This is a genomic window from Pseudonocardia kongjuensis, assembly GCF_039526905.1.
Classification (GTDB): Bacteria; Actinomycetota; Actinomycetes; order Mycobacteriales; family Pseudonocardiaceae; genus Pseudonocardia; species Pseudonocardia kongjuensis.
Window position 1 is genome coordinate 100,264 of record NZ_BAAAJK010000036.1, and the last position, 12,033, is coordinate 112,296.

The window sequence follows — 12,033 nt, forward strand, 5'->3', positions numbered from 1 at the left end:
ATGCTCGTCGATCCGATCACCTCGATGTGGAGCGACCGGCTGTTCCAGGCCACGCTCGTCGTACTGCTGCTCGCGATGATCTTCACGTCGCTGGAGTACGCGGCGACCCGGGTGGCCAGGGCGCCGCGCAGGCGGGCGGCCGTCGGGGCCGGCGACGGCGGTGCCGACGCTGAGATCTCCGACACCCCGGACGGGCCCGACGGGTCCGAGGGCGCGTCGGGAGACGGCTCCCGGACCGGCCGGACCCGGGCCGACCGGTACGGCCGGATCGGGATCTCGCTGATGATCCTCGCCGTCGTCCTGCACGCCGGGTCGATCGTGCTGCGCGGGCTGGCGACCTACCGGTGGCCGCTGGGCAACATGTACGAGTTCACCTCGGCGCTGTGCCTGATGGCGGTCGGCGCCTGGCTGGTGCTGGTCCGCAAGCACCCGCCGCTGCGTCCGGCCGGGGTGTTCGTGCTGACGCCGATCCTGCTCCTGATGTTCATCACCGGCACCGTGCTCTACGCCGAGGCCGCGCCCGTCGTCCCGGCCCTGCAGTCGTACTGGATCATCATCCACGTCACGACGATCACGCTGGCCTCGGGGATGCTGCTGGTCCCGGGCGTCGCGAGCCTGCTGTTCCTGATGAAGCGCAACGAGCGCCCGGCCGCGCTGGCCGCGAAGCTCCCGGGCGCCGAGGCGCTCGATCGGCTGGCCTACCGGGTGACGGTGCTCGCCTTCCCGCTGTACACGTTCGGGATCATCACCGGCGCGGTCTGGGCCGAGGCGGCCTGGGGCCGGTTCTGGGGCTGGGACCCGAAGGAGACGGTCGCGTTCGTCGCGTGGGTGCTCTACGCCGCCTACCTGCACGCCCGCGCCACGGCCGGCTGGCGGACGTCGCGGGCGGCCTGGATCAACTCGGCCGGCTTCGCCACGATCGTGTTCAACCTGTTCTTCATCAACATGGTGGTCGCCGGACTGCACTCGTACGCGGGGGTGTGAGGCGCCTCGACCACCGGGTTCCGCACGGCTACCGTCGGTTCCCGTGAGTGAGAACGGTTCCGGCGAGCAGCCCGACGGGTCGGTGGGCCGCTACGTGCGGGAGCGCTGGGGCGCGGCGGAGTCGTCCGGACGGTCCTTCGGACGGCGTCGTCGCACGTCCGGTGATGACGCAGCGCAGCCGGAGGGCGGTGCTGCGCAGCCGGCCGCGTCGCAGCCGCGCCCGCCGTCGGCGGCCGAGCGGGCGGCGTCCGCACCCGCCCCGGGCCGTGCCGCGGTCGGCACCCAGACCCCGCCGGCCGGTTCGGTGTGGGGCAGCGAGCTACCGGAGATCGACGACGACCTGGTCGACGAGATCGACCCCTCCACGCCGCCGCACGGGCTGGACCTGTCGGCGCTGCACGAGCGGTCCGACGCGGAGCGGGAGCGGCCCGCCGGGCCCGGCCCGGCCGCCGAGGCCCGCGCCGACGACGGCAGGCACCGGGCACCCGAGGACCTGTACCCGACCGGTCAGGACGTCGGCCCCGACGACACCGGTCTGTACCGCTCCGGTGGCGCGGCCGATCCGGAGCCGTGGTGGACGGTGCCGGGCCGCGGCGGGCACGACGACGAGCCGGGCGGCGAGCTGATCTGGCGCCGCCCGGACCCGCCGTCCGATGAGGAGCAGACCCACGCCGACGACGCCGACGTGACCGCCACCGACGCGCACGCGGTCGTGTCGCCGTCGTGGGGCGGGCCCGGCGCCGGGACCGCCGGGGCGCAGGACCGGGACGTGCCCGATCCGTCGCCGGACGGTGCGGGCGCGGATCGGGACCGTCCGGTCCGGCCGGGCGGGACGGTGGACGACCGGCCGGACGGTTCCGGCGACGCCGCCGGTCCGGCGCACGGTGCCGTTCCGGTCGGGGGTGCCCCGGGCGGTGGCGTCCGGGACGACGGCGCCGGGGACGGAGGTCCGCCGGGGGCCGGTGGCCCGGGTGGCGGCGCGGCGTCCGGTGGTGCGGCCGGCCCCGGTGGCGCTGCTGCTGGCGCGGCCGTCGCCGGTGACGGGACGGCCGGCGGTGGCGCGGGGTCCGGTGGTTCGGCGGCTCCCGCCGGGGGTGCGCCCGCCCCCGGCGGCACGCCCGGCCCTGGCGGCACGCCCGCTCCCGGTGGCACGACGACCTCCGGTGGCCCGACCTCCGGTGGCACCGCCGTCGGTGGTACCGCCGCCGGTGGCACTGCTGTCGGTGGTGCGACCGCCGCCGGTGGCCCGACCGCTGTCGGTGGTGCGACCGCTGTCGGTGGTGGGACCGCCGCCGGTGACGCGACCGCCGGGGCCGCGGCCGCACGCGGAACGGGCCAGGCCACCGGCCGTCCGGCGGCGGACCGGCCGTGGCGGAGCTCGTGGGACCGCGATGCGGCCGAGCGCGAGGCGTCCGACCGGGCGCGCCGGGACAACGGCTCCCGCACCGGCGGGGCCCGGCCGGCGCCGGAGTCCGGGTCACGCCGGCCGCGCTGGACCGCGCCCGAGGCGGTCGAGGCCCGCCACGGGCAGCACCGCCGGAGCGACGGCGCGCACGGCGGGCTCGACCTGACACCACACCGGTCCGGCAGCCCGCGGCGACCGCCGGAGAGCGGCTGGCGCCGGTTCGTCTACCTGCTCACCGGTGGACTGGTGAACCCGGGGGAGAGCCCCGCCGAGCTGCACCGCCGGGATCTGGTGTCCCGGCTGAACCGGCCGCTGCTCAACGCCCACAAGATCGCGATGCTGAGCCTCAAGGGTGGCGTCGGGAAGACGACGGTCACCGCGACGCTGGGTGCGACGTTCGCCTCGCACCGCGGTGACCGGGTCGTCGCGGTGGACGCGAACCCGGACCGGGGGACGCTCAGCCAAAAGATCCCGCTGGAGACGACCGCGACCGTCCGGCACCTGCTCCGCGACTCCGACCGGGTGCGGCGCTACACCGACGTCCGCTCGTACACCTCGCAGGGGCAGTCGCGGCTGGAGGTACTGGCCAGCGAGCAGGACCCGGCCGTGTCGGAGGCGTTCAGCGAGGACGACTACCGGCGTGCGGTCGACCTGCTGGAGCACTTCTACAACCTGGTGCTGACCGACTGCGGGACCGGCCTGATGCACTCCGCGATGTACGGGGTGCTGGGGATGGCCGATCAGCTCGTGATCGTGTCGTCCGGGTCGATCGACGGTGCCCGCAGCGCGTCGGCGACGCTGGACTGGCTGGACGCGCACGGCTACGGCAATCTCGTCCGGAACGCCGTCGTCGTGATCAACTCGGTGTACCGGCGGGCGGGCGGCGGCGTCGACCTCGACCGGGTCGCGGAGCACTTCGCCGGCCGGTGCCGGGCGGTCGTGCGGGTGCCGTTCGATCCGCACCTGGAGGAGGGCGCGGAGATCGACCTCGACCGCCTGGAGGAACCGACCCGGACCGCGCTGCTGGAGCTCGCCGCCGCCGTCGCGGACGGGTTCCCGGTCTGAGCGTCACCGCCGGATGTGACCGGAAACACTGAAGGGCGGCCCACCGGAGCCGGTGGACCGCCCTTCGGTCAAGACTTCTTGGGACTCTGGTCGGGCAGATCGGAGGGGCTGGGACGGGCTCGGTCCGGTCAGGTCCGCTCCGGCGGGTCCTCCTGGTTGCGGACCTTCTCGTCGAGTTCACGTAAGAAGTCCGGGTCGTCATCGGGACCGGTCGCGCGCGGCTTCTGCGCCTTCTGACCGGTCATCCAGGGGAGCTCGGGCTGCGGGAGCCTGTCGGCGACCACCTGCTCGGACCGGAGGGTCCGGACGAGCAGCACCGCGACGACGGCCGCGCCGAGCAGAAGGATCAGGAACAACATCAGGCCACCTCCGCTGTCCAGCGTAGCGAAGGTGGCCTGACGTGCGAGTGAAGTCGCGGGTTCAGCGGAGCCCGGGGCTCGCCTCGCTGGTGAGGTCCGCCAGCAGTCCGCGGACCTCGGACTCGCGGAAGCGGCGGTGGCCACCGGGGGTGCGGATCGAACCGATCCGCCCGGCGGACGCCCAGCGCGTCACGGTCTTGGGGTCGACGCGGAAGAGGGTGGCGACCTCGCCCGGGGTCAGCAGTCGCTCGGGGGCCTGCGTCGGAGCTGCCATGGAATCCTCCCGGAAATGCAGCGTGGTGCCGAGTCGCGGTGCCGGGAGGGATCTCCCGAAGCTCCTCGGAGCGGTCACCGCTCGTTGTTTCCGGGCCATCGTGACACCTCAGACCCCAGGTACTCGAACGGTTGTCCGGAGGTAAAGGGTTCTTAAAGGGCAAAGCCGATGAAGTTCCTGAAGCGGACATCACGGGTGGTTCCCGTCTCCGAGTGCGCGGCTCCGGGCTCCGGCCGCAGGACCGTACCCTGGACGGCATGACGTCCCCGACGACACCGCCGCCGCAGGCCGCGGCGCGGGCTCGCGCCGGCGAGCCCGGGCTGGCCGCCACGGTGGCGCTCTACGCTCTCGCCCGGCTCGGTCTGCTGGCCGTCATCGCCCTGCTGCTCGGCCTCGCCGGGGTGCCGCTGCTGGTCGCGTTGCTGGTGGCGCTGATCGTGGCGCTCCCGCTGTCGATGCTGCTGTTCCGCGGTCTGAGGTCCCGGCTGGACCGGGCGCTGGCCGTCGCCAACGCCCGCCGCTCGGCCGAGCGGGAGTCGCTCCGGGCCAAGCTGCGCGGCGACGACCGCAACTGACCTGCCGGCCCCTGTCCACGCCCTGTTCTCGCCGCGGCGCGTTCCGCGGAACGGGATCACGGTGGCTGCGCGCCGTGGGTGAGGAGCACGGCGCGCGTGTCCGGCGTTCCGCGGAACCGCGGTGCCGGGCGTCCGGCGTTCCGTGGGGCGGTGTTCGGTGCGAGGGCGTTCCGCCGGGGCGGTGCTCGGTGTCGGGTGTTCCGTGGGGCGGTGTTCGGCGTCCGGCGTTCCGCGGGGCTGTGTCGGGTGTCCGGCGTTCCGCCGGGGCGTTCGGTGTCAGGGCGGCGTTCCGCGGAACCGCGTCTGGTCGCCGGCGTTCCGCGGAACGCGGTGCCGGAGCGCGGCGCAGTGGCCGGGTATCCCGGCCGCCGTGACGTCCGGCACCCGGTGGCGCGGCCGTCGAGCGGGAACCTCGGCCTGTCCCACCGGACCGACCCCGGTGCGCCGGCCCCCGATCCGACCCCGGCCCCCTGTGCCCGGCCGACCGATCCCGCCCGCGTTCCGCGGAACGCGGCTGCCGGTTCCCGTTCCGGTACCTCGCACAGCCCGTGAGGGATCCTGTGCAGCGGATGGTGGACGCGGCGGACCCACCGGCCCGGCGGGCGTTCCGCGGAACGTGGCCGGCACTGCGCCGGGGCCGGGAACGGCTCTCGGGCCCGGACCCGACTCCCGGCGGCTCCCCGGCGCTCAGCCGCCCGCGATGCCGCCGCCGAAACCGACCGCGAGACCGACCCCGACGGCCAGCGCCCAGGCGAGCAGCAGCAGACCGGTGTCGCGGAGCACCGGGATCAGCTCCGGACCGTCGGCGCCGCCGAGCACCGCGCGCACCGGACGCACCGCCGCGGGCAGCGCCACCAGCACAATCAGCAGGCCCGGCCGGTCGAACGCGGCGGCGACGGCGATCACGAACGGCACCAGGACGAGCGTCACGTACAGCGTGCGGGTGGCGGGTCCGCCCAGCCGCACCGCGAGCGTCGTCTTGCCGGCGATCCGGTCGCCGGGGATGTCGCGCAGGTTGTTCGCGACCAGCACGGCGCAGGTCAGCAGGCCGGCGCCGATCGACACACCGACGGTCGCCGGGTCCACCGCCCCGGCCTGGGTGAGCGCGGTGCCGAGCACCGCGACCGGGCCGAAGAACACGAACACGGCGACCTCGCCGAGGCCCGCGTAGCCGTACGGGCGGCTCCCGCCGGTGTAGAACCACGCCCCGACGATGCACAGCGCCCCGACGGCGATCAGCCACCACTGGCCGGACACGGCGGTCAGCGCGATCCCGGCGAGTGCGGCGACGCCGAAGCAGCCGAACGCGGCCGCCTTCACCGTCGCGGGCCGGGCGGCCCGGGAGCCGACCAGCCGCTGCGGTCCGACGCGCTCGTCGTCGGTGCCGCGGATGCCGTCGGAGTAGTCGTTGGCGAAGTTCACCCCGATCACCAGCGCGACCGCGACCAGCAGCGCGAGCAGCGCGGAGCCGGGGGCCACGACGCCGGCGCCCAGCGCCGAACCGGTTCCGACGAGGACGGGGGAGATCGCGGTGGGCAGGGTGCGCGGGCGCGCTCCCTCGATCCACTCTGCCGTGCTGGCCACGACGACGAACCTATCCCGCGCGGGAGGCCCGGGCCCGCCGGACGTGCCGCCCGGGCAACGACGGCGGAACGACGACGGCGCAACGACGACGGCGGAACGACGACGGCCCCGCCCGGATCGTCGTCCGGGCGGGGCCGTCGTGCGGCGGGTCGGTCAGCGTCCGCCGGAGGGCGCGCGCTGGGCGGAGCCGGGGACGGGGGCGCCGGCCTGCGGCGAACCGTCCGGGACGGACGCGGGATCGCCTCCCGTGCCGGCCGGGCCTGCCGGGTTCGCCGGGGGAGCCCCGGATCCACCGGCCGGGCCGGCCGCCGGGTCCCCGGGCCCCGCGGCGCCGTCGGCCGGGGCAGCGGGCCCCCCGGCGGTGCCGGCCGGATCCGCCGGCGCGGCCGGGTCGGCAGCATCGGCCGGGGAAGCCGGGGAAGCCGGGGAAGCCGGGTCGGCAGGCGAGCCCGGGGAGCCCGGGCCGGCCGGGTCGACGGGGGAGGCCGGGTCGGCGGGGGAGGCCGGGTCGGCCGGTTCGGCAGGCGAGGCCGGGGCGTCACCCGCGTCGCACCCCGGGAGATCGGCCGGCAGCTCACCGAGCACCGACGCCGGCAGGTACTGGCCGTCGCCGATCCGGACGAATCCGCCGTCCCCCTCGCCGTGCGTGCACTGCACCGGGACCTCGGTGGTGTTCACCGCGATCCCGACCGACTCCGCGCCGGCCTCGGGACGGGCGAGGATGTCGGTGTCCGGCTCGTCGCCGGCCCGGACGGCGGACAGCTTCTGCGAGCCCGTCCACAGGTAGTCGACCTGCACCTGGGAGTTGTCCTTGAGCCCCAGGACGTCCCAGAAGATGCCGTCGCCGAGGTCGATCCCGGCCGGGTTCGCGACCCGCCGGCCGAACTGGTCCTTGCCGCCGTTGTGCCCGTTGCGTGCGGCCGCGGCCTGCGGGACGCCCTGCGGCAGGTCCTTCCACATCTCCCGCTGCGACGACGGGTTCCAGTAGTCGTCCTTGGTGTTCCACGGGCCGATGTCCCAGACCGGCGCGATCGCGCAGCGGCCGTTGGGCGCGCAGACCTTCACCGAGTAGTCGGTCTTGCCCTTCCCGGACAGTGCGCGCCGGGACGGCAGCGCGACGAACCGGTCCCGCGGGACGATCTTGTGCCCGTTCGCGGTGGTGCCACCGACCAGACCCTCCCGGGTGGCGAACACCGAGTAGCTGCGCGGGGCGGCCTCGGTCAGCGGCCCGGCCTCGGTCTCGGTGGTCGGGGTGGCGGTCAGGGTCACCTCGCGCACGGCAGGCCGCGCGTCACCGGTGCCGGTGAGCACCAGCCTGCCCTGCACCTCGCGGGCCGCCTCGGGCAGCTCGGTCCGGTCGTCCTCGGCGGGGATCCACTCGGTCCAGCCGCCGCCGGCGGTGCGTCCGCGGACGTCGATCGTCGCGCTCGACCCGGGAGGGGTCTCGGCGACCAGCGCCGAGCGCACCTCGCGGGTCGGCGCCTCCAGGGTGTGCGGTTCCAGGGTGAGCAGCCCGGTCGGGACGACGTCGACCGGATCGGCCGACGCCTCGGTGGCCCCGTCCTCGACCGGCGCCCCGACGGCGGTCGCCGGGTCGAACCGGGCCCCGCCGTCGTCGACGACGATCCCCGGCCCGCTGCCCTCGGCCAGCTCCGGCTGCCAGCTGGTTCCCGGCTCGGCCGCCGCGGCCGGCACCACGGCGACGGCGCAGAACGCCCCCGCCGCGGCCAGCAGGCCGACGCTTCGCAGCCCGGCCCGCGTGATCCTGCGCATCTGGACAAACCCCCGCTGCATCGCAGTTTCTGCTGTGACTCATGTGCTTCGTGTGACGACGGTGGCCCGGGTGCTCTGTGTGGACCCTGTGTCGCCAGTGGCTGAAGCACACTCGATGTGCGGGCGGGGCGCAACGCACGCTGCGTGAAGCGACCCCATGGTGTGTACGTCCGTATCACCGTTCCGGGTGGCGCCCCGGCAGTCGGATCTCACGGTCGGCGACCGGCGGCGGCACCGCCGGTGCGGTCAGCCGGAACGCAGCAGCGCGGCGACCGCGACCCGGTCCGGCTTGCCGATGCCCCGCTCGGGCACCGCGGCCGCGCGGCGCAGCACCCGCGGCACCGCGGCCCGGCCGCAGGCCGCACGGACGGCGTCGCGCAGCACCGCGTCGCCGGGGCCGCCGCCCGCCCCGTCGTCCGGCACGACCAGCGCCCCGACGACCTGCCCCCACTCGTCGTCCGGCAGTCCGACCACGCAGGCCCCGCGGACCCCGGCGACCCCGAGCAGGGCCTGTTCGACGGCGGCCGGCGCCACCTTCTCGCCGCCGGTGTTGACGACGTCGTCGGCCCGGCCCAGCACCGTCAGGGTGCCGTCCGGGGCGATCGAGCCGAGATCGGTGGTGCGGAAACCGGCCGGGCCGAACGCCGCCGCGGTGCCGTCCGGGTCACCCAGGTAACCGGCGGCGAGCACCGGGCCGTCGAGCAGCACCCGTCCGGAACCGGGCTCGATCGTGACGCGCACGCCGTCCAGCGGGACGCCGTCGTAGACGCACCCGCCGCAGGTCTCGCTCATCCCGTAGGTGGTGACGACCCGGATCCCGGCGTCGGTGGCCCTGGCCCGCAGACCGGCGTCCAGCGCCGCCCCGCCGACCAGCACCGCGTCGTACCCGGCGAGCGCGAACAGCGGCGCCGAGCCGTGATCGAGGATCCGGGCGAGCTGGGTCGGGACGAGGCTGGTGTAGCGGCGCGCACCGTGCCCGATCCGGGCGGTGGCCCGGGCGAACCCGTCGGGGCGGAAGCCGTCCCGGACGTCCTGCACCACGGGCTGCGAGCCGGACAGCAGCGCCCGCAGCACCACCTGGACCCCGGCGACGTGCTCGGCGGGCAGGGTGAGCAGCCAGCGTCCGGGGCCGCCGAGCCGGGCGGCGGTCGCGGCCGCGGAGGCGCGCAGCGCGGCCGCGGTCAGCGCGACCTGCCGGGGCTCACCGGTCGAACCCGAGGTGGCGACGACGACGGCCAGCCCGTCCGGCAGCGCGCCCTCGGCCGCCGCCCGGGCCACCGGGGCGGGCAACACCGGGTCCGCCGGGTCCGCACCCGGCGCGACCCGGACCGGCACGACGGCCGGGCCGTCGCCGTCGAGCGCGGACCGCAGCGCGGCGGCCAACCGGGCCACCGATCCCGGCGAGCCGTCCACCCCGATCGCCCGCACTCCCATGTCGATCAGCCTGCCACCCCGCGGCCGCGGTGACCGAGGGTGGCCGTCGGACGGGGGCTGTCATCAGATTCGGGGAACGTTCCCGCGGACCCGCAACGACCGGCGGCCGGCACGCGACAGGCCGGGTGAGAGCGCAGGGGCACCCGGCCCCGCTCCCCGGAGTCGAAGGAGCTCCCCATGCCGCACCCCGCACCCACCGACGCGTCCCCGACCGGCGCCCCGCGCTCGCTGCGCTGCCGCCGCCCCGCGGCAAGCGGCCACCGCGCCGTCGCCGGTGAGCTGGCGGCGCTGGCGTTCCTGGTGCCGGCAGCCGCCCCGGTCGCGCAGTCCGCGCCCGCACTGCCCCGCCCGCGCCCGGCCGCGGAGTAGCGGCGCGAGCTCCGGATCGATCAGATCCGACGCGGCTTGCGGAGCCCGTCCGCGGTCGGTCCGCCCAGGCCTGCTCGCGCCGCGGTGATGCGGCGCCCGGTCCGGATCGATCGGTTCGCCTTCACCGCCTCCCGTGCCGCTCGCGCTGCAGCCGCCGTGTTGCCCGGGCCGGGACCGCGCCGCGGCGGAGCTGTGGCGGCCGTATCGGGACCGGGGTCTCCGTCCCCACCGACCGTGCGGAACGGTCGTAACGCTTCTGTGCCGCCTGGCGGGAGACGCCGAGCGCCCGGCCGATGTCGGTCCAGGATCGGCCGTTCTCCCGGGCGGCGAGAACGGCCGAGGCGACCCGGCGTTCGGCGGCGCCGACCCGGGCCAGGGCGTCGCCGATCTCGCGGAGGTCGCCCACCTTGTCGACGTGCACGGTCGAGTCGTCGGGATCGAGCCCGTCCAGCCACCGTTCGGCGTCGGCGGCGGCCTGCTCGAGCTGTTCGCGGGTTCGTGGCATCGTCATCACCTCCGGTTCGGTGTCGGTCGAGCTGCGGCGTCGTGCGAGTCGCTACGCCAGGAATCGGGAGAACTTCTGGCGTATCGGCATCGCGTGTATCGCCACGGAGCCGTCGGTGTCGGGATCCGGGATCACGACCTCGAGCAGACGCCCGGTGCGGTCGGCGCCGAGGAACAGCACACGTGTCGGGTGGTCACCCTGAAGCACCCGGATCAGGGGCCACCTGCTCACGTGGTGGATGTCCGCGTCCGGTACGCCGTGTTTGCGGACGCCGTCCGCGATCTCCGGGCAACTTGTGTTACCTCTGGAGGCGAGTGGGGCAACCCAGGTTGCGCACCCCGCCGAGGACCGCGGTCGAGGTCAGCCCGGGTCCATGGGAGAGCGGCCGCTAGTGGTGCCAGGGGAACTGTCGGAACCGTGCCGCACCGCGGCATCTACCAGCAGGAATGCGACTAGATAGATCATCTGGGCAGCACCTGGGCGGCGGGAGCCTAGGCAGGCGCCCTCCGGGCAGCGCGGACCAGGCGCCGTCGATCGCCTTGCGCGTCCGGTCCTCCGAGTTCGGCATCAGGTGACCGTAGGTCGTCAGCACCAGCGTCGCGTCCTCGTGCCCGAGTCGTTCGGCGACAGCCAGCACGCTCTCGCCGGCAGCCAGTAGGACCGACGCGTAGTGGCGGCGCAGGTCGTGGCTCGTCGTCCCGACCGGCAGGCCGGCGCGCCGGACACCGGTGCCGAACACCTGGCGGCCCACGGACTCCTGCAGCAGTGGCCGTCCCTCGGCGGTGTGGAAGATCAGTCCGTCGGTGGACGGGTCATGCGCGGCCAGTGATCTGAGCAGAACAGACAACTGATGAGCGCCGACCCAGGGATCGCGACCCAGGGTCGGCGCTCTCTTGTCCCCAGCTCTCGGCTGCCGCATCAGGTCCGGAGTGTGCAGCCTCACCAATTCTGGTGACGCCGGTCGGCCGCCGATAACGCCGCCATCTGCGAGTCGATGTGCCTGACGTGGTCGCCGAACACGATCGCCTCCCATCGGCTGCGAAGGACCCGCCATGAACATCGTCGTCCGTGCGATCCTCGCCGGCCTCGTCGTTGCTCTGCTGGCTGCTGGTGGCGGTGCAGCTCTCGCAGTAACCACGCTCGGTGAGTCAGCTTCCGCGGTACCGGGCATCGAACAGGTCATCCCCGCGTCCGGGCCGACGCTGCGGCTGCCGTCGGCGTCTGCGGCGGATGCTGTAACGGAGGCCCGCGCCGCGGTGGACACCGCGCAGGCCGAAACGGACGCTGAGGCGGCTGCGCAGGAGCAGGCGCAGCGCGAGTACGCCGAGCACCTGTCGATCGGCGACAACGCCGTCGGCCCGAACTATTGCGACCCGTACACCGGGATGCACCTGGACGGGACACCGTGCTCGTCGGGGCAGGTGCAGTACGAGTACTGGATGAACCCCGGTGAGGCTGCGCTGCAGGCATGCCGGGAGCAGACCGGGATGACGACGGCGGAGTGCCAGGCCGACGCCGCGGCTGGTAACGCGAACTGACCCGCAGGTCAGAATGCTGCAACACTTCCGGCCGCGCCCGTATGTCCACACCCGGGTGACCATCTGGCCGATTCGTCAAGGTCCGGGGGACCGGCGCTGCGAACGCCGGCCCGGACCGCCTTCTGGGGGAGGGTGAGGAACCTCGACCAGAAGGCGGGACTCTCGTCC

General features: G+C 75.1%; 12 protein-coding genes and 1 pseudogene. 5 read left to right on the top strand and 8 right to left on the bottom strand.

The annotated features are described in order from the left end of the window. Together ccsB and ABD160_RS26020 are read left to right on the top strand one after the other, a co-directional pair. A complete protein-coding gene (ccsB, locus tag ABD160_RS26015; RefSeq protein ID WP_344027058.1) occupies positions 1-984 on the top strand; it encodes a c-type cytochrome biogenesis protein CcsB in 984 nt (327 codons plus the stop codon). Positions 985-2,542: 1,558 nt separating this feature from the next. Further along, positions 2,543-3,454: pseudogene (locus ABD160_RS26020) on the top strand (MinD/ParA family ATP-binding protein); the annotation flags it as partial. 128 nt (positions 3,455-3,582) lie between these two features. Here the strand turns inward: ABD160_RS26020 and ABD160_RS26025 are convergent. Further along, a complete protein-coding gene (locus ABD160_RS26025) occupies positions 3,583-3,813 on the bottom strand; it encodes a hypothetical protein (protein WP_344027060.1) in 231 nt (76 codons plus the stop codon). Between the two features lie 61 nt (positions 3,814-3,874). After that, on the bottom strand, positions 3,875-4,087 hold the full coding sequence (locus tag ABD160_RS26030; protein ID WP_010224110.1) for a BldC family transcriptional regulator: 213 nt from the start codon (positions 4,085-4,087) through the stop codon (positions 3,875-3,877). A 257-nt stretch (positions 4,088-4,344) separates the two neighbouring features. Between ABD160_RS26030 and ABD160_RS26035 the strand changes: the two genes are divergently transcribed. Further along, a complete protein-coding gene (locus ABD160_RS26035) occupies positions 4,345-4,662 on the top strand; it encodes a DUF4229 domain-containing protein (RefSeq protein WP_344027064.1) in 318 nt (105 codons plus the stop codon). 687 nt (positions 4,663-5,349) lie between these two features. Here the strand turns inward: ABD160_RS26035 and ABD160_RS26040 are convergent. The 3 genes from ABD160_RS26040 to menE all read right to left on the bottom strand — a co-directional run bounded on the left by ABD160_RS26040 (position 5,350) and on the right by menE (position 9,453). Further along, positions 5,350-6,246, bottom strand: a complete 897-nt coding sequence (locus ABD160_RS26040) for a 1,4-dihydroxy-2-naphthoate polyprenyltransferase (RefSeq protein WP_344027066.1) — start codon at positions 6,244-6,246, stop codon at positions 5,350-5,352. A gap of 153 nt (positions 6,247-6,399) precedes the next feature. Then, positions 6,400-8,019, bottom strand: a complete 1,620-nt coding sequence (locus ABD160_RS26045) for a hypothetical protein (protein WP_344027068.1) — start codon at positions 8,017-8,019, stop codon at positions 6,400-6,402. 246 nt (positions 8,020-8,265) lie between these two features. Beyond that, positions 8,266-9,453 carry an o-succinylbenzoate--CoA ligase gene (gene menE, locus ABD160_RS26050; protein ID WP_344027070.1) on the bottom strand — a complete coding sequence of 396 codons (1,188 nt, stop codon included), beginning with the start codon at positions 9,451-9,453 and terminating at the stop codon, positions 8,266-8,268. Positions 9,454-9,630: 177 nt separating this feature from the next. On the opposite strand from menE, the gene ABD160_RS26055 reads away from it, so the two are divergent. Further along, the gene (locus ABD160_RS26055) at positions 9,631-9,822 is read left to right on the top strand and encodes a hypothetical protein (protein WP_344027072.1); all 192 of its coding nucleotides are present in this window, start codon (positions 9,631-9,633) and stop codon (positions 9,820-9,822) included. 121 nt (positions 9,823-9,943) lie between these two features. Here ABD160_RS26055 and ABD160_RS26060 read toward each other — a convergent pair whose 3' ends face one another. From ABD160_RS26060 to ABD160_RS26070, 3 genes are all read right to left on the bottom strand, one after another. Continuing rightward, the gene (locus tag ABD160_RS26060; protein ID WP_344027073.1) at positions 9,944-10,327 is read right to left on the bottom strand and encodes a hypothetical protein; all 384 of its coding nucleotides are present in this window, start codon (positions 10,325-10,327) and stop codon (positions 9,944-9,946) included. A 51-nt stretch (positions 10,328-10,378) separates the two neighbouring features. Further along, a complete protein-coding gene (locus ABD160_RS26065) occupies positions 10,379-10,507 on the bottom strand; it encodes a hypothetical protein (protein ID WP_344027075.1) in 129 nt (42 codons plus the stop codon). A 208-nt stretch (positions 10,508-10,715) separates the two neighbouring features. After that, positions 10,716-11,174, bottom strand: a complete 459-nt coding sequence (locus ABD160_RS26070; RefSeq protein WP_344027077.1) for a tyrosine-type recombinase/integrase — start codon at positions 11,172-11,174, stop codon at positions 10,716-10,718. Between the two features lie 205 nt (positions 11,175-11,379). On the opposite strand from ABD160_RS26070, the gene ABD160_RS26075 reads away from it, so the two are divergent. Then, positions 11,380-11,865, top strand: coding sequence for a hypothetical protein (locus ABD160_RS26075; protein WP_344027079.1), 486 nt, complete (start codon positions 11,380-11,382; stop codon positions 11,863-11,865). The last annotated feature ends 168 nt before the right edge of the window (positions 11,866-12,033 follow it).